This is a genomic window from Candidatus Foliamicus sp., from assembly GCF_965221325.1.
Taxonomy (GTDB): domain Bacteria; phylum Pseudomonadota; class Gammaproteobacteria; order Steroidobacterales; family Foliamicaceae; genus Foliamicus.
Genome location: NZ_OZ244880.1, coordinates 332,095 through 351,704, shown reverse-complemented (window position 1 = coordinate 351,704; position 19,610 = coordinate 332,095). Strand labels below are relative to the sequence as shown.

The 19,610-nt window shown below is 61.5% G+C and carries 17 protein-coding genes and 2 pseudogenes; 11 read left to right on the top strand and 8 right to left on the bottom strand.

All coding sequences use genetic code 11. The annotated features are described in order from the left end of the window. Positions 1-12: 12 nt before the first annotated feature. Positions 13-534, bottom strand: coding sequence for a peptide deformylase (gene def, locus ACWCOO_RS01660; protein WP_446831974.1), 522 nt, complete (start codon positions 532-534; stop codon positions 13-15). A 64-nt stretch (positions 535-598) separates the two neighbouring features. On the opposite strand from def, the gene dprA reads away from it, so the two are divergent. The 3 genes from dprA (at position 599) to ACWCOO_RS01645 (ending at position 5,098) form a co-directional block, all read left to right on the top strand. Then, positions 599-1,684 carry a DNA-processing protein DprA gene (dprA, locus tag ACWCOO_RS01655; protein WP_446831238.1) on the top strand — a complete coding sequence of 362 codons (1,086 nt, stop codon included), beginning with the start codon at positions 599-601 and terminating at the stop codon, positions 1,682-1,684. A gap of 113 nt (positions 1,685-1,797) precedes the next feature. Beyond that, positions 1,798-4,548, top strand: a complete 2,751-nt coding sequence (topA, locus tag ACWCOO_RS01650; RefSeq protein ID WP_446831237.1) for a type I DNA topoisomerase — start codon at positions 1,798-1,800, stop codon at positions 4,546-4,548. Beyond that, positions 4,508-5,098 (top strand): L-threonylcarbamoyladenylate synthase, encoded by a 591-nt coding sequence (locus ACWCOO_RS01645; protein ID WP_446831236.1) that lies wholly within the window; start codon positions 4,508-4,510, stop codon positions 5,096-5,098. Before topA ends, ACWCOO_RS01645 begins: the two co-directional genes overlap by 41 nt. Here the strand turns inward: ACWCOO_RS01645 and ACWCOO_RS01640 are convergent. After that, complete coding sequence (locus ACWCOO_RS01640) at positions 5,095-5,694, bottom strand: DNA-3-methyladenine glycosylase I (protein ID WP_446831235.1); 600 nt, start codon at positions 5,692-5,694, stop codon at positions 5,095-5,097. The genes ACWCOO_RS01645 and ACWCOO_RS01640 overlap by 4 nt on opposite strands. 222 nt (positions 5,695-5,916) lie before the next feature. Further along, positions 5,917-6,144, bottom strand: coding sequence for a hypothetical protein (locus ACWCOO_RS01635; protein WP_446831234.1), 228 nt, complete (start codon positions 6,142-6,144; stop codon positions 5,917-5,919). Between the two features lie 204 nt (positions 6,145-6,348). On the opposite strand from ACWCOO_RS01635, the gene aroE reads away from it, so the two are divergent. From aroE to ACWCOO_RS01615, 4 genes are all read left to right on the top strand, one after another. Next, on the top strand, positions 6,349-7,161 hold the full coding sequence (gene aroE, locus ACWCOO_RS01630) for a shikimate dehydrogenase (RefSeq protein WP_446831233.1): 813 nt from the start codon (positions 6,349-6,351) through the stop codon (positions 7,159-7,161). 114 nt (positions 7,162-7,275) lie between these two features. Next, positions 7,276-7,722 carry a helix-turn-helix domain-containing protein gene (locus ACWCOO_RS01625; RefSeq protein ID WP_446831232.1) on the top strand — a complete coding sequence of 149 codons (447 nt, stop codon included), beginning with the start codon at positions 7,276-7,278 and terminating at the stop codon, positions 7,720-7,722. A gap of 153 nt (positions 7,723-7,875) precedes the next feature. Continuing rightward, complete coding sequence (locus ACWCOO_RS01620; protein ID WP_446831231.1) at positions 7,876-8,787, top strand: hypothetical protein; 912 nt, start codon at positions 7,876-7,878, stop codon at positions 8,785-8,787. Between the two features lie 314 nt (positions 8,788-9,101). Then, positions 9,102-9,998: a hypothetical protein gene (locus tag ACWCOO_RS01615; protein WP_446831230.1), complete on the top strand. Its 897-nt coding sequence runs from the start codon at positions 9,102-9,104 to the stop codon at positions 9,996-9,998. Positions 9,999-10,603: 605 nt separating this feature from the next. On the opposite strand, the pseudogene ACWCOO_RS01610 reads toward ACWCOO_RS01615, so the two are convergent. The 3 genes and pseudogenes from ACWCOO_RS01610 to ACWCOO_RS01600 form a co-directional block, all read right to left on the bottom strand. Next, a pseudogene (locus ACWCOO_RS01610) lies at positions 10,604-10,884 on the bottom strand (IS1 family transposase); the annotation flags it as partial. Between the two features lie 82 nt (positions 10,885-10,966). Continuing rightward, complete coding sequence (locus ACWCOO_RS01605) at positions 10,967-12,565, bottom strand: site-specific DNA-methyltransferase (protein WP_446831229.1); 1,599 nt, start codon at positions 12,563-12,565, stop codon at positions 10,967-10,969. Continuing rightward, positions 12,562-12,837, bottom strand: coding sequence for a hypothetical protein (locus ACWCOO_RS01600; RefSeq protein ID WP_446831228.1), 276 nt, complete (start codon positions 12,835-12,837; stop codon positions 12,562-12,564). The genes ACWCOO_RS01605 and ACWCOO_RS01600 overlap by 4 nt, the downstream gene beginning before the upstream one ends. Positions 12,838-13,373: 536 nt before the next feature. Here ACWCOO_RS01600 and ACWCOO_RS01595 point away from each other — a divergent pair. After that, positions 13,374-13,540: pseudogene (locus tag ACWCOO_RS01595) on the top strand (IS21 family transposase); the annotation flags it as partial. Positions 13,541-13,574: 34 nt separating this feature from the next. Here ACWCOO_RS01595 and ACWCOO_RS01590 read toward each other — a convergent pair. Beyond that, positions 13,575-15,020, bottom strand: a complete 1,446-nt coding sequence (locus ACWCOO_RS01590) for a hypothetical protein (RefSeq protein ID WP_446831227.1) — start codon at positions 15,018-15,020, stop codon at positions 13,575-13,577. Between the two features lie 170 nt (positions 15,021-15,190). Next, positions 15,191-16,534 carry a glutathione-disulfide reductase gene (gorA, locus tag ACWCOO_RS01585; protein ID WP_446831226.1) on the bottom strand — a complete coding sequence of 448 codons (1,344 nt, stop codon included), beginning with the start codon at positions 16,532-16,534 and terminating at the stop codon, positions 15,191-15,193. 161 nt (positions 16,535-16,695) lie between these two features. Between gorA and ACWCOO_RS01580 the strand changes: the two genes are divergently transcribed. From ACWCOO_RS01580 to ACWCOO_RS01570, 3 genes are read left to right on the top strand one after another with little or no spacing between them, the layout of a single operon-like run. Then, positions 16,696-17,589: an SDR family oxidoreductase gene (locus ACWCOO_RS01580; protein WP_446831225.1), complete on the top strand. Its 894-nt coding sequence runs from the start codon at positions 16,696-16,698 to the stop codon at positions 17,587-17,589. Then, positions 17,565-18,293, top strand: a complete 729-nt coding sequence (locus ACWCOO_RS01575) for an ImuA family protein (protein ID WP_446831224.1) — start codon at positions 17,565-17,567, stop codon at positions 18,291-18,293. Before ACWCOO_RS01580 ends, ACWCOO_RS01575 begins: the two co-directional genes overlap by 25 nt. Next, a complete protein-coding gene (locus ACWCOO_RS01570) occupies positions 18,229-19,608 on the top strand; it encodes a Y-family DNA polymerase (RefSeq protein WP_446831223.1) in 1,380 nt (459 codons plus the stop codon). The genes ACWCOO_RS01575 and ACWCOO_RS01570 overlap by 65 nt, the downstream gene beginning before the upstream one ends. The last annotated feature ends 2 nt before the right edge of the window (positions 19,609-19,610 follow it).

Sequence of the window (19,610 nt, the reverse complement as noted above, 5' to 3'; positions counted from 1 at the left end):
AGGATGTTCGCGCTACAGCTCCAGCGCCGCGGGCTTGCCGGCGCGGTCGGCTTTTTCCATTCGCTTGCGCAGCATGCGGCGCTTCAAAGGCGACAGATAGTCGATGAACAGCTTGCCGTCGAGGTGATCGATCTCGTGTTGTACGCAGATGGCCGCCAGCCCGTCGAGGTGCAGTTCCAGAGGCTCCATGTCCACCGTATAGGCGCGCACCGAGACCCGCTCGGCGCGAGTTACCTCGGCCGTGAATTCCGGCACCGAAAGACACCCCTCCTCGCTGACAACCTCGCCTTCTGCGGCCACGATTTCCGGATTCAACAGGCACTGGGGCGCGTCACGCTCAGGCGAGGTGTCCATCACCAGGAGGCGCTCCTGCACGTTTACCTGCGTAGCCGCCAGCCCAACGCCCTGGGCCGCATACATCGCTGCAAGCATGTCGTCGGCCAAACGCCGCAGCCGATTACTGGCCATCGATACGGGCTTTGCCTTGAGCCGCAGACGGCGGTCGGGAAAAGTGAGGATGGTAAGTTCGGGCACGCTCAAGGCATGGGCATCTATGGGTTGTGTTATTTTCTCACATCCGCTCGAAGGACATCCCGGCATGGAAGCAGAACCCTGGCTCGCGTTTCACTTTTGCCCCGGCGTACCGCCGCGCACGCGTCGGCTGCTGCTGAAACGCTACGGCGACGCGGCCACGCTGATCAAGGCTCCGCCCCCCGAACTGCGCGCGGCCGGCCTTGGCGGGCGGGCGCTGCAAGCGCTTGTGCGGCCCGACGCAGCGGTCATGCGGCGCAGCCTGGAATGGCTTGAGGGCGATGGCGCCCACCTGATTCCAATCAACGACCCCTGTTATCCGGCCCTGCTGCGCGAAATCCACGACCCCCCGACCGTCCTGTTCGTGCTTGGGCAACTACACAGCCTGAAGCAGGCGCGAATTGCGATCGTCGGAAGCCGCTCCGCAACGCCGCTCGGGCGGGCCACGGCCGCCGACTTCGCCCGCGCTCTAGGCCGCAGCGGTCTTTGTATTGTTAGCGGCCTCGCGGAAGGCATCGATGCGGCCGCTCACCAGGCGGCGCTCGACAGCGGCGCATGCACGCTGGGCGTCTGCGCCGGCGGGCTGGACCGCATTTACCCGCGGCACCACCAGGAACTTGCGCGGCGCATCGCCCAGCAAGGCGCACTGCTGTCCGAAAATCCGCCGGGCACTGACCTCAAGCAATGGATGTTCCCGCACCGCAACCGCATCATTAGCGGCATGTCCACGGGCGTAGTGGTGGTGGAAGCCGCCAGCCGGTCGGGAGCCAACATTACGGCCCGCGCGGCGGCCGACCAGGGGCGCGAAGTGTTCGCCGTGCCGGGCTCGATCTACAGCCCCACTTCGAGAGGATGCCACGCCCTGATCCGCAACGGGGCCAAGCTGGTGGAAAAGCCCGAGGATGTGCTTGAGGAACTGCCGCCGCTGCTGCAAGCATCCGGCGCAAACGCCGGCGGCGGACAACAGGCGCCCCCCGCCCTTGAGGAGCTGCCGCTGTTTGGCGGGCTCTTGCTGCATGCGCCGCAAACCATTGACGACCTGGCCAGGCAAACCGGTCTGGGCGCCGCCGAGGTGGCTGCGGAACTGGCCCGCCTGGAGATTCAAGGCCGCGTCGCGCCGCTGCCCGACGGCCGGTTTCAAGCAAGCCGCTAAGCCATGCAAGTGTCGTATGATGCACGCCCGGCATAAATCAAAACTTGACGTAAGCGACAAACAGGCAAAATGACTTCCTACCTGATGCACTACCGACTACAGGCAGATTCCCAATGACGCGCAGCGCATCCGACACCGCCACGGGAGGCGTGATCGTGGTCGAATCTCCGGCCAAGGCGCGCACCCTGCAGCGCTATCTGGGCAATAGCTACCGTGTGCTGGCCTGCAATGGGCATGTGCGCGACTTGAAGCAGGGCGGGCTCTCCATTGATACGCGCAACGGCTTCGCCATGGAATTCGAGCCGCTGGAAAGCTCCAAGGCCGCTGTGCGGCGGATCCGCACGGCACTGAGAAGCATGCCCACGCTCTACCTGGCCACCGACCCGGACCGCGAAGGCGAAGCGATTGCCTGGCACTTGCTGGAGCTTCTCGACAGCGAAAAAGCGCTCAAGGACAAGCAGGTATTCCGCGTGGCATTCAACCAGATCACGCGCCGGGCGGTTACCGAAGCATTGGACGCGCCGCGGGACGTGGCCATGCCTCTCGTAGAGGCGCAAAAGGCGCGCCGCTGCATGGATCGCCTGTTGGGATTCACGCTTTCGCCGCTATTGTCGCGAACCATCACGCGCGGCCTTTCGGCGGGGCGTGTGCAGAGCCCGGCCCTGAAGCTGATCGTGGAACGCGAAAAGGAAATCGCGCAATTCAAGCGCCGCGAGTACTGGACGCTCACCGCGCACTTGCAAAAGTCGGAGGTGGAGTTCGAGGCGGCACTGGTGGAACTCGGCGGCAAGAAACTGAGCAAATTCTCGCTTGGCAATGCCGACGACACCGAACGGGCCCGGGAAACGCTGTTGCAGGCGATGCGCGAAGGCGCGGCCGGCAGCGAGCACGGCAACCTCACGGTACACGACGTTACCGAAAGCCGCGCCAAGCGCAGACCTCCGCCGCCGTTCACGACATCGACGCTGCAACAAACGGCCTCCAGGCTATTGGGAATGCAGGCGCAAAGAACCATGCGCGTGGCCCAGAGCTTGTACGAGGGCGTCGATACCGGCAGCGGAGCGGTCGGACTCATTACCTATATGCGCACCGATTCCGTGCAACTGGCCGCGGACGCGGTCGGCGAAATTCGCGACTATATCCGCGACAACCTGGGGCCGGAGTATCTTCCAAAGGCCGCGCGCCGCTATCGCACCCGCACGCGCAACGCGCAGGAGGCGCACGAAGCTATCCGTCCCACCAGCATGGAGCGCCCGCCCGAGGTTTTGAAACACCACCTGGACTCCGATCAGTTGCGGCTCTACGACCTGATCTGGCGGCGCTCCGTAGCGAGCCAGATGAGCGACGCGCTGTTCGACCGCGTGGCAGCCGTGCTGGCGCCGGGTGAAAAAGGCTCCGATGCATCGCCGGAAACCCCCGCGGGCCGCTTTCGGGCCACCGGAAACACCCTCGTTCACGCCGGTTTCCTCAAGGTGCTGACGCGCTCGGCCGACAGCACGGACAAGACCCTGCCGGCCCTGGCGGTGGGCGAAAAGCTTGCGGTCAGGAAGCTCGACGCAGAGCAGCATTTCACCGAGCCTCCGCCCCGCTACACCGAGGCCAGCCTGGTGAAGGCGCTGGAAGATCACGGTATCGGGCGGCCATCAACTTACGCCGAAACGCTGCGAAAACTGCGCGACCGCGAATATGCCGTGATGGAGAAGCGGTCATTCGTGCCCACCCAGAAAGGCACGCTGGTGGCGGATTTTCTGGGCCGGCACTTCAGCGACTACGTCGATTACGACTTCACCGCAGGCATGGAGGAATCCCTGGACGCCATCGCCAACGGGGAGAAGCAATGGGTGCCGCTGATGGACGAGTTCTGGAACCACTATTCGGAGCAACTCTCGGAGAAGAAGCGGACGCTGAAAGGCTCGGAAGAACGCCCGCAGCGGCTGCTCGGAAAACACCCGGACAGCGGCGAACCCGTATATGCGCGGCTCGGACCATACGGCTATTTCGTGCAGCACGGAGAACGCACGGAAGACCACAAGCCGCCCGTCGCCACACTGCACGACGGCATGAAATACGAGGACGTCAGTCTGGAGCAGGCCGTCGAGCTGCTGCGAGGACCGCGGCTGGTGGGCAAGGACCCGGACAGCGGCCAGCCTGTTTATGCCGGGAAAGGCGCGCGGGGACCGTATGTGCGGCTGGGCGAACGGGACGGCGAGGTCAAGCCGCGTTACGCTTCGCTGAGGGACGGGCTGACCGAAGAGAGCGTAACCCTCGAAGAAGCGCTCAAGCTGCTGTCCCTGCCACGAACGCTGGGAACGCACCCGGAAACCGGCCAGCCGGTCAGCGCCAACATTGGCCGCTGGGGTCCTTTCGTGCAGTTGGGCGACCGCGCCGAGGGGAAGCCGAAATACGCTTCCTTGCCGCCGGACATTTCTCCCTACACCGTGGGTCTCGACGAAGCCGTGGCGCTGCTGAGCCTGCCGCGCAAACTGGGACAGCACCCCACCGACAACCGGCCGGTTTTCGCCGGCTGCGGGGTGAAGGGGCCCTATGTGCAGATTGGAGAAAGAGGCGGCAAGGGCCGTCCCCGCTATATCCGCCTGCCCAAGCCGCTTTCGGTGTTTACGGTTACGCTGGAGGAAGCCCTGGCGGTCAAGCCGGAGCCTCGCGCGGGCCGCGAGCCGATCAAGGCGTTCGAAGGCGAATCGATCCAGGTCATGAACGGCCGCTATGGACCCTACGTAACCGACGGCAGCCGCAACGCATCCGTGCCCCGCGGGCAGGACCCAGCGGGCATGAGTCTGGAGCAGTGCCGGGAATTGTTGGAAAATGCCCCCGCGAAGCGCGCCCGGAGACGCTCCGGCAGATAGTGCCGATCAAGTCGCGCGGGCCGCGGCCATCCTGCGCGACGGCGGGGTAATCGCCTACCCCACCGAATCAGTCTATGGCTTGGGCTGTCTGCCCGAAAATGAACGCGCGGTGGAACGCATTCTTGCGCTCAAGGATCGCCAGCGCTCCTTGGGCGTGATTCTCATCGCTGCGGAGTGGGAACAGTTCGACGGCTGGGCCAATGCGCTGGCCGCTGAGCCCAAGAGCCGCGAATTGCTGCGCAGCCGGGGCGTCACATGGATCGTGAGCGCGGACCCCAAGGTGCCAGACTGGATTACCGGTGCGCACGCCACGATTGCTATTCGCCGCAGCTTACATCCCCTGGCCGCTGAGCTGAGTCGGGCCGCGGATTCACCGCTGGTTTCAACGAGCTGCAATCCGCATGGCCAGGCGCCGGCGCGCAACGCGAAGCATGCGCGCGACTATTTCGGCTCTGGAGTGGATTGGATACTGGACGGACAATGCGGGCCGCTTGATGGCCCGACCGAAATCCGCAACGCCACTACTGGCGAGGTGCTGCGCTCCGGCTAACTCGCGCGCGATAAATCGCCGGGCCAGGCGTGGCGGCATTCCGCGTGTCGATAGCAGGTCACCAGGTGGTCGTTTATCAGGCCGCAAGCCTGCATGTGGGAATAGAGGATGGTGGAGCCGACAAACCGGAACCCGCGGGCCTTGAGGTCGGCAGCCAAGCGGTCCGACTCCGGCGAAGTGGCCGGCACCTGATCCTGCCGAGTCCACTGGTTAACAATCGGCGCGCCGCCTACGAACCGCCAGATATAGCGGGCGAAAGATCCGCATTCCTCCGCGACGCGCAGAAATGCCGCGGCATTACCCACCGCGGCGCGAATCTTTTGCCGATTGCGAACAATGCTCGCATCGCGCGTCAAGGCTTCGATCTCGCGTTCACCGAACTCGGCCACGACTTGCGGGTCAAAGTCGGCGAACGCCTTGCGATAGCCCTCGCGCTTGTGCAACACAGTCCGCCATGACAATCCCGCTTGCGCGGATTCGAGGATCAGAAACTCGAAATGAACGGAGTCCTCAAGGGCGGGAACGCCCCATTCCTGATCGTGATAGGCCTGGTACTCGGAACTGACTCCCAGAGACCAGGGGCAACGGGTTTTCATTCAGGCCCGGCCCGAGCAGGCCGCCCGCAGGGGGCAAGCCAGCCCGGAATTACGCAAGACAGGCGTACACAAGAAGAGCCCGAAGCATAAATCTGCCACCGCCTGCTTGGCAGCAGCAGAATGCTTCGGCTCTCGCAAGACAGCCGGGGAGGGAAGAAACAGCCGGCGAACTCGAAAGTTCGCCGGCTGTCGCTTAAAGAGAACTACTGCGATAGCAGAGAACTAGCTCTCTTCTTCCTCTTCTTCCTCTTCCTCGTCACCGTCGTCGTCGCCGCAACTGCCTTCGCCGCAACTGCCTTCATCGTCGCCGCCATGGCCGTCGAATACCGTCGGGGCCGTTCCACCGGCCTCGAAGGTGCCAACGCTGGCCGCAGCAGCGGTTCCGGCAGCACCGGCCGCCAAGGCGGCGCTAAGGGCAAGAGCAAGAAGTTTGCGTTCAGGACTGGTCATAGAAATTTCTCCAGTTTGTGGCTTTTCCCCTCCGAAGAGGATTTTCATGGCTGATAGTGCGAACCCATCGCACGATAAGCCTAGTCGGGAACTCTTCCCGGTGCGCGAAGTCTAGCACAGTGCCTTTGCAGATTCGCCAGTCGCTGGAACCGAACCGGGAATCCTGCTGTACCCTAGCCCGCGTTCTCAGCCAACCAGGCAACAATGCCGGCAATCTTCTGCGTAATGGGCCATCCGATCGGTCACAGCCGCTCGCCCGAAATTCATCGCCGCTTTGCATCGCAACTCGGCATTGCCCTCGAATACCGGCGCGTGGAGGTCCGCCAAGGCTTATTGGCCGAAGCAGTGAGCCGCTTCGCGCAGGAAGGCGGGCGGGGATGCAACATCACCGTGCCGCTCAAGGAGGAGGCGGCGGCACTCAGCAACTCCCTCGGTTCCGGGGCCCGGCTGGCGGGAGCTGCCAACACCCTCACAGTCGGTGATGAGGATCGCATTCATGGCGACAACACCGACGGCTCCGGCCTGCTCCGCCACTTGCGCTGCAATCTCGGCCTCGAACTCGCGGGCGCAACGCTGCTGCTGCTCGGAGCCGGCGGCGCTGCGCGTGGCTTGATCCCCGCCTTGTTCGAAGCCAACATCGCCTCGATCACGCTGGTCAACCGCACCCGCGACCGCGCACTGGACCTGGCGCGCCGCTTCGCACCCCTGGGCGCCATCCAGGTGGCCGAACAGGGCGCGGCGACTCCGCCGCGCGCAGATCTGGTGATCAATGCCAGTTCCGCCGGCATGACGGGCACCGCGCCTACGATTGATCATTCGGCGGCCGCAGGCGCGCATTGCATCGACCTGGCCTACGGGCCGGCAGCCGAGGCCTTTGCGGCCTGGGCGCGCCAGGGAAAGGCACGTTCGATCCACGACGGATGGGGAATGCTGGTGGAACAAGCGGCCGAAAGCTTTGCAATCTGGCATGGACAGCGCCCCGACACCCAGGAACTGCTGAGTCCGCGCGGCGGCTAATTGGTCGTCATCTGCTATTCCAATCGTGCCAGGCTTTTCGGATATTGCGTTTAGCAATATCAGCCGCTAGGGTGGCCGTGAAGCCGCGCAGAGGCGCGGGGATGAATAATGAACATGCAGACACACTCAATCCTTCCTTCGAAAGCGGATGCCGAGATCGCACAAGAATCAAGTGAACGCCTGCGCGCTTTGCTGGGCGCGGACCCCGCCCCATCGCTCCTTGTCAGCGACGCTCACGGAGACGAGGCAATCAAGCTGCCGGCATCGGCCGGCGACATGCTGCTGGAAGCTCTTGAGGGTATAGCGTCTGGCAGCTCGGTCGCAGTGATTCGCAAGGACACCAAGCTAACCACCCAGCAGGCGGCCGACTTACTCAATGTCTCGCGCCCCTTCCTCGTCAAGCTTCTCGAATCGGGCACCATCCCCTTTCACAAGGTCGGAACGCACCGCCGCGTCCATTCCGACGCCATCATGCGCTACAAGAACACGACGGATGCGGGCCGGCGCCGGGCGCTTGACAAACTGGCCGCAGATGCCCAGGTTCTGGACATGGGCTACTGACGCCGGAGACGACATGGACAATAGCCATCTTGGCGGTGTCACTCCCCGAAGCCTTTGAAGCAACCTCACTTTGAGGCGCGATGGTGTCAACTATTCCCGGAACACTCCATACGACGATAAAGTCTTCTGGGATTGATCGAGGAAGAGAGCAGAATGGCCCAGTTAAACAGCCTTTTGTTGGTTGAAGAAAAAATTCTCGAAGCCGAAAATTTTGCGCGCAGATTACGAGCGCTGAATGGGGAGAACTTCACATATGAATTTAACGCATTTCTATCGGCTGCCCGAAGTGTAACTTTTTTGCTTCAGAAAGAAATGCGAAGGGTCCCTGGATTCAAGGAATGGTGGGTAAAACGCCGAAAGAAAATGAGGGAAGATGCCGGAATGAAGTATTTTTTGGAGTTGAGGAATTTTTCGCAGAAAGAAGGACGAGTTTCCTTGGTTGGGACAACGAGTAAAGATTGTGAAGGGAATTTGCTTTGGAGCTATAGATTTGCTGGAAATAAACAGGCGGTTCCTAAAGCGCTTCTCCACCGAGATGTTGTTGATTGTTGCCTTGAGCATCTCGGTAAGCTTGCGCGTATTGTCCTCAAGTGTGCAAACGCTTTTCCAAATCATTCCTGTCCAAGACGCACTGTCGCAACAGGAGGATTCAAGTTCCTCGACCTTAAACTGTCCGACATCGTTAGTATGCTTGGGTTTCCTATAGAGTGGGTAAGCACAGTAAAGCACATTCCAGAAAATGAGGTCTATCGCATTTTAGGCAACCATTTTGATGGCGTGGATTTCGAGAATATCCGCAGAGTTGCCAGCTACACACCAGAAAATGTTGGAATGCCCTCTACGCCCAGTGAGTACCTTAACAAGGAGCTTGCGAGAGCTCTGGTCAACCGAATTGAACGAGGCGCGGTTGAAGTGTCCGATGCCCTCAATTGGGTTGCCGACGGCTTCTCGCCAAGGGCCCCACGCGATGGCGTAGCCGAACATGTTGCGCAGCATCTCATGACTCAGGTTCGCCGCTCGGCTTTCTGCGCCCGTAAGTGCGGGAGATTAAGGCAATGCCGGTGACACTCGGGCGACCGAGCCAACGCGCAGATCACGCAGGGCGGACAGAACGGCGCTGTTGAGGTAGCTCAGGTTTGCCTTAGCTTTGGACGGCGTCAACGACAGCTCACGCACTGAGTCCTGGAATCTCTACAGTGGTTCAGCGCGCAGTTTGAATTTTCCGAGGACATGCTCCACGTCTGCATCGCATACGACAGGCTGGACCACCCGTTCCCGTTCCTCCGAGGAATAACTGTTACACTGTCTCATGGCTCCAGATTCTCAGATGCAATCGGCTTCCAAAGAGCCCGATACGGTTTAGTCGGAAGGATTCGCAAATGGAAACGAATGGCGTTATCGCATTTGAACATGAGGGACACACGTTCAAGGCGTTTAGATTTGTCATCGGCGATCAAGGTGAAAGCCTCGCGGTAATGGCGCCGCCGAAATACGTCGATGCTCCCAACAAACGATGCTTCATCGAAAAGAGGGATCTTGCCGGGCAACCGTCCAAATATGAATTTTTGGTCAACAACCATATCGCTTCGCTGGGAGGCATAGCGATCGAATATTTAGGCAACAACATTTGGCGTACCATGATGCAAGCCAACACGCAAGATGTGAAAATGCACTGGCATGCCGACGGGAACTTCCATATTTCCGGAACGGATTTGCCGGGCCGCACCGAGAACCCCTTCGTGAGTAGCGCCAAAAACCTCCACGGCTTTGTGCCTACGAGATTGAACAACAAACCTGAGATTTTTCTGCAGATGCTTGGTTGGATTCACATCAGTCGAAGTGAAGCCTTCCTTCGTCCGCAGAATCGAATGGAGGAGGACATCCCAGACAATCAATACTGCGTATCTTTAGGCGAAGCCATTCAACCAAAAGGCATATTCATCTGCCGTGTCCGTACGGTCTCTGGGGTGAAAGTTGATCCAAAAGTAATGAGCTTTGTACACGAACCTGGCTTGAAATATGTGCTAGCGGAACTGATCAAATCTCCCGCATTTGGCGGACTCACAGAAGATTGCGTAGACCTAATCGAAGACGACGCAAGCCTGACCGCCGTTCAGGGAGCAGAAAACAAGGCAACATTTTTTGCATTCTACGTGTGTCCTTTGGTTGAGAAGAGTGCACCACGATACGACTGGTTTATCTCAAGCGTTAAGGGAGATGATGACGTAGTCCTTTCTTTGACCGTCAAATCGAAGAGTGATTGGTGGCCGGCATGACAAGATTGCGGGAGGATAAAATTTAGATGCCCGTGCCCCGCTCGCCAGCCCAGTCCCCGTCAACCACTGGTATTATTTGTTTAGTGAGTGCTGGCTGCATAAGGCTGCTCTACTACTATCAGCGTCCCTTTCGCCATCGGCGGTACGGAGTCTAGGCAGCGAAGATGCAGCCCCCTGCAATACGCCAACTCGCCGTCACTCGCTAGATCCACCCAAAGGCTCTTGGCCAAGCGCGCAGGTGGGTTGACCGGATCGCGGGTGTAACGGGCCGTGCTCCGCACGTTCCGATGTCTGAGCGTCTTTCCGAATATGGACCGAATCTCGCCCGGCGCCAGCGCACGGGACGCGAAGCGGTGCTGTTAATGGCAGCTGAAGAATGCGCACGCCCATGAAATACGCTCGCGCCCGCTAAAGTGGAAGCACCGACCCGTGCGACCCAATCAGCGGCTGTAGACTCCATCCCGGATGCCGAAAGTGGATACCCGAGTTCCTCACTGGTTACGCAACGACACTTGGCGCTTCCAGTATGCCTCCGGCCAAGAGCGCGACCAAGTGCGTACGCTAGCGTTCAAATCCGGTTCCGAAACGCTTACGCGGATAGTGCATCAGTTTGCTTTACGGTGCCGTCCGCCGCTTCCGGGCTTCGGGCCGGTCTTCCGAGCCTTCGGCGCTGCGGCGTCGATCAGAACCACGATCCATTCGTAGTCTCGCAAGGTGGTGTTCAGTCCGGCCGACATCGCGGGCGCGACCTTCAGCGTTTGGTGAAAGCGGCAGAAATTGTAATGCACGAAGTAGAGGCTCCGCATCGTCGTGTGCTTCTCGACTCGCTTGCTGAACGCGTTGGTGAGGCGGATAAATCGGCGCATCCCCTGCGCATCGTCAGGTTGTGGTGCGCTTGGTTTCGGATAGCTTGTTCATGCCGTCAATTGGCGCGCAATCAACAATATATGTCAGGCATTTTAGCCAGTCTAATGCGCTAGCATGTCTAGTTGCATGGCCTTCCCGGTGTACGGGTCGGCCAAAGGTGGGAGCATCGGGAGACGCTCCTGAAAATAGTCCTGAATCGACCACAACTGCGCCGCCGGATAGCGGTTCGCACCGAACTTGAGATATCCGGCGCCTTTCGCTTCCGCCTTCGCCTTGGGCGACGTGACAGGTCGGAGCGTCGTGAACACGCCGCAGGCGGCTTGCTCGCGCGTTAGAACGTGTCGGAAGTCCCGGACGTGACCGAGCTGGAATGAGCGCCCACCCTTCACCTGGGCGAGCACAAGCGAGCCGTCTCCGTGGATTATGCCGCGACCGTCGATACCACCATCGCCAATCTGCACGGCGTTCGGCACCATGCCGGGTATCCGTGTGATCGCCCATTTCTCGAACTCGAACGGGACCTCCCGCGCCAACATCTCGGCGCTCGGCAGATCCACCGGGAAGCCGTTGATCGGGATGCTTTTGTCCTGCAATCGGCGCTCCCGAACGATGTCGATAGCGAAGTGCGAGATGTCAATTCCGACGAAACGACGCTTAAGATTGCGGGCCGCAACCACCGTGGTGCCACATCCAGCGAACGGGTCCAGAACGATGTCCCCTTCGTTGCTGGATGCCTCTATGACACGCCTCAGCAGCGCCTCGGGCTTTTGAGTCGGATAACCTAAGCGTTCCTTTGCCTGAGAATTGATCGGTTTGATGTCGCTCCAGTCGTCGCCCACCGCCACGCCGGGCATTTCGTCGAGGTATCGTTTGTAGGCTGGTACCCGACCGGGCGCGGTCTGGACGACGCGACCCGCCGCGATCAGATCGGCCATTTTCTCGGCGTTGTATCGCCAGTGCCGCTCGACGCCCATGAGTTCGTACTTCGGGTGCCCACGTGAGCCCGCGCCTGGCGCGGTCAAATTGTCCAACCGATAACGCCGACCGGTGTCCGGCTCGACCATGGAGTAGTGACTCTTGATGTAGGCGGGATCGTATTCGGTGAACGGCTGCCGGAACATTCGCCCGCCGCCGCGCGGATCGCTTGCGTAATGCAGCAGCACATCGCGTACGCGCGGCCAGTTGAGCGCGCCCTGTCGATAGTCGCCCTTCGTCGTTGTGCGTCGCCAGCTTACTTCGTTCAGGAAGCACTTGGCTCCGAACACGCCATCCAATGCGGCTTTGAGGTAATGACTCGCAGTGGGGTCGCAATGCAGGTAGACGCTCCCTGTCGGCTTCAGAACGCGCCTAATTTCGACCAGGCGCTCGGCCATGTACGAGAGATAGGCGAGCATGCCGCAGTCGCCAATCGCGTAGCGCAGACCCTTGACGATCTTATGCGCCGGATGCGCGACTGCGCGCTCAATGGAATCGACGCGGTCCTGAGCGGCATCGTCCCACATCCATGTATCCTCGAACGCGACAAATTGGGCGAACTTGCCGCCATTGGTCCGCGCCCGATCCTGCCCGAACAGGATGTTGTAGTCCGTCTTGGAGTTGAACGGCGGGTCGAGATAGCAGAGATCGATGCAGCCGTCGGGCCACGCTCGCATGATGTCGAGACAATCCCCGCAGTACAGCGAGTCCGGTTGAAACTTCACGGTGCGGCGCGCCCGCCTGCTCGATCTATGGCCAGCCGCCCTTCGATATGTGAGACACGCTCGGCGAGCGTGCCGACATCATTGCGTAGGTGAACAAGCTCGACCTTGAAGCAATCCAGCCGTCTGTCGATGGAGTCCAGGCGGCTGTTGACCGACGCCTCAAGCCAGTCGAGCCGGTTGCTTGTACTCAGCGTCAGCACCGTCATAGCCGCGATATTCAAGGCGAAGATGGCGACCTCGGCGCCCATGATGGCCCAATTATCGGATTTCATAGCTATGCGCCGGTCAAGTACTGGCCCGCCATGCGGCGGCGGCTCTCGCGATTTCCCGCCGTCGCTCAAGGCCCATCTTCTGCGTTCGGGACCTGCCTCCCTTGCGCTTGCACGTATCGACAAGCTGTTCTTCTTCGCCGGGCGCGGTCCGCGCGATGCGAACGGCACTGGCGATAGGGTCGATCGTTCCTCGACCTTCAGTCCAATGGGCATCGGTCCCCCTTGCGGCGTCGCGCCGCGTCGATGACCTCTTGTATAACGCCCCGCCATCCGGCGCGGTTAGGCGTATCGCCCGAGCTTGGGGCATCTTGTTCTTGCGGACAGTATACGTCAGGCCCAAAAGGGCAGGAAGCAGCGCGGGTTCACTACATCTGGGACTAGCCAGCTTCGGCGGGCCTGCGTATTTCAGATGAAGTTTGCCACTGATTTCGATCGAAAGCGGTCACCCAGTCCATTGGAAGCTTTCCACTGACTCCAGAGCAAGGGTGCGGAGTTGTTCCTGCTGCGGCAGGAGTATCCATCGGTCGTCGTGCCGCGACGGCTACCAATACAGTTGGTTTTGCGAGCAAAATCGCGCCTGGCTAGGCCGGCTGGACATGGTCATGCGCCAAGACTAACGTGCGGGCGAGAAGCTGTTCGTGGAATGCGCGGCCCAAACGACGAGGTCATTGACCGGGGCACGGGTGAATTGCGCGAGGCGCAGCACCAGCCCGGTCATGTATGGCGTATGCGCCCTATTAGCCCATGAGCGGCACGAGATCGGCAATATCCGAGATTGATCCGACTTCGATTTCTCTTGGTTGCAGGTCATCTCGGCCTTCATTGGGGACAATGGCGAAGCGGGCCTCCCTCTGATAGGCGTAACGAAACACCTTTGTCATGTGGAGCGGGATGGAATTCGTTACGTGTGTGCTAGCAGGCCAAGCACCTAGAGGATCCACATACTGGACGCGGTCGAAGTAGCACGTTTCATTGGTCAGCTGCTCCGCGGCAGTCCGCAACAGGCGTTCCGCGAACGGCCTACGCTTGATGATGAGGCAGCAATCGGCTTGGAAGTCGGCGAAGAGCCTTGGGTCGAGAATATCGGCCATGCAGAACATCCAGTAGTCCGTAGGTGCTTGTATGGTGGCAGTGCAAAATTGGTCGCTATGCAACTCTGGAAGCTCGTATATCGTTCGAAATCCTACGGCGCGGGCGGCAATTTCCATCGGTGGCGCATTGTTCCTGTCGTAAAACTGCAGAGGACGGGTGGTCCTTATGAATCCACCCTTGAAGCCAATAGCCAGTTCGTTGTCTTCGATAGCCTGATTGTGGTCGGACGCGCTGTACCAGGTGGCAGGGTTCAGATACACGATGCCCCTCTGGAATAGTGAATACATGTGCTCGCGCTTGCCGTACTTTACGAGCACGTCTTGATCAGTGGAACTCGCAGCAACCACTTTCGCCGCCTTCCGGCAGAATTCACCGTCGAAAAACGGTCGGGACCTTTGCACATGAGGGTGATGGTTAGAAGCGGTTGGCGGCTCACCCCTGAATTGCATCTCGTCAATAACGTGCTGCAGCAGGCGGTACCAAGTCTCGTCGGTGCTCAACCCCAATCGTCCGGATGGTGTGAGAACTTGGATGTTCACCAACAGATCTTGAAAACGCTGGTTCAACTCCTGCCTCGTCAGGTACCGACAGTACCTGTTAGCAGCGTATTCGCGAATCCACTCGTCTTGCTGCTCTGCACTTATCTGGCTGTTCTCAAGAGGCTCTTGAATGTCTGGTGGCTCAAACACCCTTAAGTTAACGAAATCTCGACCAACTGAGACCGCTATTGGGCGGCACTGGGCGACTTGGATGCCCTTGCCCCCTTCAGTCGCCACCCAGTCCACTACTTGATACTCAAATTTGCATTGCGGAATATCGTCAACAGCCTCGATAAGTACTTTTGCCAAGTAGCATCTCTCTTCGTCTCCAAAAGGGTGGCCCGGTACGTCGACGACTCCGCGAATCTGATTGTCGATTTTGTCGCTTGGTGGCAAGCGAACCAAGACGTTTAGCTTGATACCCGTTGGATGCGGCTTGCCGACCTGCATCGCCCACAGAGGACGAACTCCTGTTTGCATGCCGAAGGGGTCCTCCGTCTTTCCTCCAGTGTGTTCCGCCAGCACCTCACCAGCATTTCGTGCTATGAACATCACTTGGACTCCAGCTGATCGGCTCCGTACAGGCCACTATAGCGCCACCGAAGCTTTGAGCGACTATAGCGGCGGCTTCGTGCCGCAGACAGGGGCAGCGACCGAGGTCCCTCACAGTCACCGGTCAGCAGGTCTGGACCGCACCGGTATGCCCGAAGGCTTCATCCGGGTTAGCGCATGGTCACGAGTTCTTCGGCGGCGGTGGGATGAATGGCGACGGTGTCGTCGAGGTCTGCTTTGCGGGCGCCCATCCTGATGGCCACGGCAAAACCCTGCAGCATCTCGTCCGCGCCCGGGCCGGCCACGTGGCATCCCACCACGCGCTGCTCCTCGCCCACCGTGACCAGCTTCATGCGCGCCTTGGGTTTGTGGGCAGCGATGCCGTAGTAGAGCGGCACGAACTCGGAGCGGTAACAGCGCACCGTATCGCCATGTGCGTCGCGCGCTTCGGCCTCGGTAAGCCCTACCGAGCCCAGTGGCGGATGCGCAAACACCACCGTCGGGATGTTTGTGTAGTCCATGCGGCGTTCGGACATGCCGCCGAACTGCCGATCCGCCCAGCGTCGGCCGGCGGCGATCGCCACCGGGGTAAGCTCGTGACGACCGGTCACGTCGCCCAGGGCGAACACGCCACGGGCGGTGGTTTCCTGCCACTGGTCCACCTTGATCGCGCCGCGCGCATCGCGGGCCACGCCAGGCGTCTCCAAGTCGAGATCGTCGGTTAGCGGCCGCCTGCCCACGGCCCAAAGCAGCGTATCGAAAGGTCCGCTGTTTGCGCCTCGGGAAGATGTAACGTGCAGTCCGTTCTGGCTGCGGGCGACGGCTGTCGGCGAAAAATCCGTCTCAATGCGCACGCCCGCGTCGGCAAGTCCCTCAAGACAGGCCTGTTGGAGTATCTCGTCGAAACGCCGCAGCACCGATTTGCGGCGCAGGTGCAGCGTTACCTCCGAGCCCAGTCCACGCAGAATCCCGGCCAGTTCCACGGCGATATATCCGGCGCCCACCACGGCTGCCCTGCGCGGACAGCTTTCCAGCGCGAAGAAATCGTCGGACGTAATGCCCAGTTCCGCCCCGGGAATCTCCGGAATCACGGGCGCGCCCCCGGTGGCGATCAGGATGCGCGGCGCGGCGTACTCCTCGCCGTTCGCGGCAATAGTCCGCGCGCCGGAAAATGCTGCGAATCCGTCCACATATTCCACGCCCCGGCGGCGAAGGTTTTCTACGTAGATTCCGTTCAGACGGCGGATGTAGCTTTCCCGGCGGCGCACCAGTTCGGACCAGTCGTGGCTCTCCAGGGACAAATGGAACCCGTACTCGCGGGAGTCGGCAAGCTGGCGCGCCAGTTCCGCGGCGTGCCACATGACCTTCTTGGGTACGCAGCCGCGGTTGACGCAAGTGCCCCCCAAACGTCCCGACTCGATCAGCGCCACCCGGGCGCCGCGCTCGGCCGCGCGTTGAGCGGTCGCCAGGCCACCGCTGCCGCCACCCACAACAACCAGGTCGAATTCCCGCATAGGCCGGAAGGATAACGTCTCCAGGACTCTCCTACACCTGCCTGGCGCTTCCCGGCATCGGGCCAATGCCGCTTGCAGAGTGAGAAGCAAGCGGCGTGTCCGGGGCGGGCTAAACTTGAAGGTTAGGTCGGGAGAGATACAGAGCCATGATTGAACAGAGCATGCGTAACAGAACCTGCCTGATTACCGGCACCGCCCGCGGCATGGGAAGGATTGCCGCGCGCGAACTGGCCAGCCTGGGCGCTCGGCTGATCCTGGTGGATATCAAGGACGAGGAAGGGCGTCAGGCGCGTGACGAGATCGTGGAGTTGACCGGCAACGATGCGCTGGAATTCGTGCATTGCGACATCTCCTCGTTTACGCAAGTGCGCGCGCTTGCCCGGCACGTGCTTGAGCACTACGGCCAACTGCACGTGCTGATCAACAACGCCGGAGTCGTCGATCCCGTCTATCGGCTGAGCGAGGATGGGTTCGAGCAACACATGGCCGTGCATCATCTCGGGCATTTCCTGCTCACCCGTCTGCTGCTGGAGCGCATGAAGGAGTCGGCGCCGGCGCGCGTGATCATGATTTCGTCGGACGGGCACAAGGCCGGCGGGCCGCTGAACTGGGACGACATGGAAATCAGGAAGCCCTGGGGGCGGCGCAGCGTTTCCAACCGCGGCGCCTTCGCCGCCTACCAGCAGTCCAAGCTGGCCATGACCCTCACAACCTATGAAATGGCCCGCCGTCTGGAAGGCAGCGGGGTAACCGTCAACGCGATTTCTCCGGGCTACTTCATCAAGACGACGGTTTACGACAATATGCGCGGGCTGTTCCGTCTGGGCTGCAAGCTGCTGCGCCCGTTCTTCAACGATCCGGAACGCTCGGTGAGGACCTATGTGTACCTGGCGGTTTCGCCGACGATTGCGGAGGAAACCGGCAAGTATTGGGAGCACCTGGCCACCAAGGAGAGTTCTCCCGCCTCCCACGACCGCGCGGAAATGAAGCGCCTTTGGGATTGGAGCGAGCAGGCCGTCGGGATTGAGCCGTGGCCCGGTGGAGGGAGCGCTTGACCGCCCGTCCCCGGCTTCTGCGGGCGGTTTCGGGTGCGGAAGCGGATCGAAGCTGGCCGCTTGCGACGCTTGCGCGTTCCGGAGTTCACGAGTTTCTAGGCGGGCGCAGCGGCGGTCGGGCTGCCGCGCTGGCGCTGCTTGCCTGTTGCGCCGCGGAATTACCGGGCGCCTCTACGGGCCGTCTGGTGTGGGTGCAAACGCGCGCATCTTCGCGCCGCTGGGGGTTGCCCTGCGGCGAGGGTTTCGAAGAAATCGGTTTGAACCCCCGCAATCTGCTGCTGGTGGAGCCCGGCGATGAGCGGGAGCTGCTCTGGGCGCTGGAACAAGCGCTGGACTGCCCCGGGCTGCTGGCGGTGGTGGGCTGCTTGCCCGGCGTGGAGCGGCACTATGGCTTTACCGCTTCGCGGCGTTTGTCGCTGCGTGCCCTGCGCGGCGGGTCGAGGGTCTTCCTGGCGCGCGGCGCCAGGCTCCGCGAGGCCACCTCCGCGCGCACCCGCTGGCGCGTGGAGCCCTTGCCGAGCGCGCCCTCCACTCTGGCCTGGCGCGGATTCGAATTGCCGGGCGCGCGAAGCTGGCGTATAGGTCTTGAGCGGGCCCCCGGCTGGACGCCCGGCGAATGGAACATCGAATGGAGCGAGCATGAGAATTGTTTGCGTTTGGCTGCACCGCCTGCACCAGCAAGCGACATCCGCGCCGCCGGCTGAATCAGCGGCGCGGTTGCTGGCGCAGCGCCTGGCGCAGTTGGCGCATCACTGCTGGCGTTTTACGCCGAAGATCGCCCTGGCCCCCGGCAACAGCCTGTTTCTGGATGTTTCCGGCTCCATCGGCCTGTTCGGCGGGGAATCCGAACTGTTGGGCGAGGTTGTGGCCGAGTTGCGTCGGCGGGGCGAAGCGGCGCAGGTTTGCATTGCGGATACTCCGGGCGCGGCCTGGGCCGGAACCCGGGGCGCGTCGGAAGCTGTGGTACTGCTTGCGCCGGGCAGCGGGCTGGAGGCGATGGGCGCGTGGCCGGTTGAAGCGCTGCGGCTGGAGACCGAAATTTGCAGCGTATTGCGGGAATTGGGCCTGCACACGATCGGCGCCTTGAGCCGCATTGCACCCGAATCTCTGCAGGCCAGATTTGGCGCCGCGACGGCTCTGCGCCTGCAGCAGGCCGCAGGCCATGCTCCCGAACCGCTCGATTATCTGCCGCCGCCGCGCAGGTTCGAGGCCCGCATGGAATTCGATAGCCCCGTGGTCTTGCAGCAAGCGATTGCCGCGGCGACTGCTGAATTGGCCGTTCGGATTTGCGGTCAATTGTCCGCCGCGGGCATGGGTTCGCGGCGCTTCGAACTGCGTCTGCTGCGCTCGGACGGCGAATGCCTCACGCATCGTTTGCGCACGGCGCGTCTTATTCAGCCGGCGCCGCAACTGGCCGAGCTTCTGCACGAAAAGCTGCAAGCGAAGCCGCCGAGCATGGCTCGCGGGGTTGGCTACGACGCGGTCAGCCTGCATGCTTACGATGCCGAAGAAGCAACGGCAGAGCAGGCGGACTGGCTTTCCGGGGCCTCCGCCGGCAACCTGGAAGGCGATTTCGCGCGCCTCGTGGATCGGCTTTGCAGCCGGTTGGGAGCCGAGGCGGTGCGCATTGCAGTGGCGGAAGCCAGCTATCTGCCCGAACGGCGCTGGCGGCTGATTTCCGCCCTGGACCCGCGTCCGGCGGAGAATCCATCATTCAGACCGAACGGCAAGCCCATGCGCGCGCCGCTGCTGTTGCTGGAAGACGCCGAGCCCGTGGAAGCTTCCGCCCCAGCGGCAGGCGGTGCGCCGGCCTGGATTCGCTGGCGGCGCCAACGGCTGACCCTGCGGCGGGCGCAGGGACCCCGGCGCTTAGCGCCGGAATGGTGGCGCAGCGGGGAGCGAAACGCCCGCGAATACTGGCTGTTGGAGGATGAGCTTGGGCGGTGCTTTAGCGCATACCGCAAACAGGCGCCCGACAGCGGGCCGCCGCGCTGGTACGTTCAAGCGCTGGCTGCCTGACA

Coding starts and splice junctions, on each gene's coding strand:
- dprA (WP_446831238.1), top strand. CDS start 599: ATGGAAGCAGAACCCTGGCTCGCGTTTCACTTTTGCCCCGGCGTACCG.
- topA (WP_446831237.1), top strand. CDS start 1,798: ATGACGCGCAGCGCATCCGACACCGCCACGGGAGGCGTGATCGTGGTC.
- ACWCOO_RS01645 (WP_446831236.1), top strand. CDS start 4,508: ATGCCCCCGCGAAGCGCGCCCGGAGACGCTCCGGCAGATAGTGCCGAT.
- ACWCOO_RS01640 (WP_446831235.1), bottom strand. CDS start 5,694: ATGAAAACCCGTTGCCCCTGGTCTCTGGGAGTCAGTTCCGAGTACCAG.
- ACWCOO_RS01635 (WP_446831234.1), bottom strand. CDS start 6,144: ATGACCAGTCCTGAACGCAAACTTCTTGCTCTTGCCCTTAGCGCCGCC.
- aroE (WP_446831233.1), top strand. CDS start 6,349: ATGCCGGCAATCTTCTGCGTAATGGGCCATCCGATCGGTCACAGCCGC.
- ACWCOO_RS01625 (WP_446831232.1), top strand. CDS start 7,276: ATGCAGACACACTCAATCCTTCCTTCGAAAGCGGATGCCGAGATCGCA.
- ACWCOO_RS01620 (WP_446831231.1), top strand. CDS start 7,876: ATGGCCCAGTTAAACAGCCTTTTGTTGGTTGAAGAAAAAATTCTCGAA.
- ACWCOO_RS01615 (WP_446831230.1), top strand. CDS start 9,102: ATGGAAACGAATGGCGTTATCGCATTTGAACATGAGGGACACACGTTC.
- ACWCOO_RS01600 (WP_446831228.1), bottom strand. CDS start 12,837: ATGAAATCCGATAATTGGGCCATCATGGGCGCCGAGGTCGCCATCTTC.
- ACWCOO_RS01590 (WP_446831227.1), bottom strand. CDS start 15,020: ATGTTCATAGCACGAAATGCTGGTGAGGTGCTGGCGGAACACACTGGA.
- gorA (WP_446831226.1), bottom strand. CDS start 16,534: ATGCGGGAATTCGACCTGGTTGTTGTGGGTGGCGGCAGCGGTGGCCTG.
- ACWCOO_RS01580 (WP_446831225.1), top strand. CDS start 16,696: ATGCGTAACAGAACCTGCCTGATTACCGGCACCGCCCGCGGCATGGGA.
- ACWCOO_RS01570 (WP_446831223.1), top strand. CDS start 18,229: ATGAGAATTGTTTGCGTTTGGCTGCACCGCCTGCACCAGCAAGCGACA.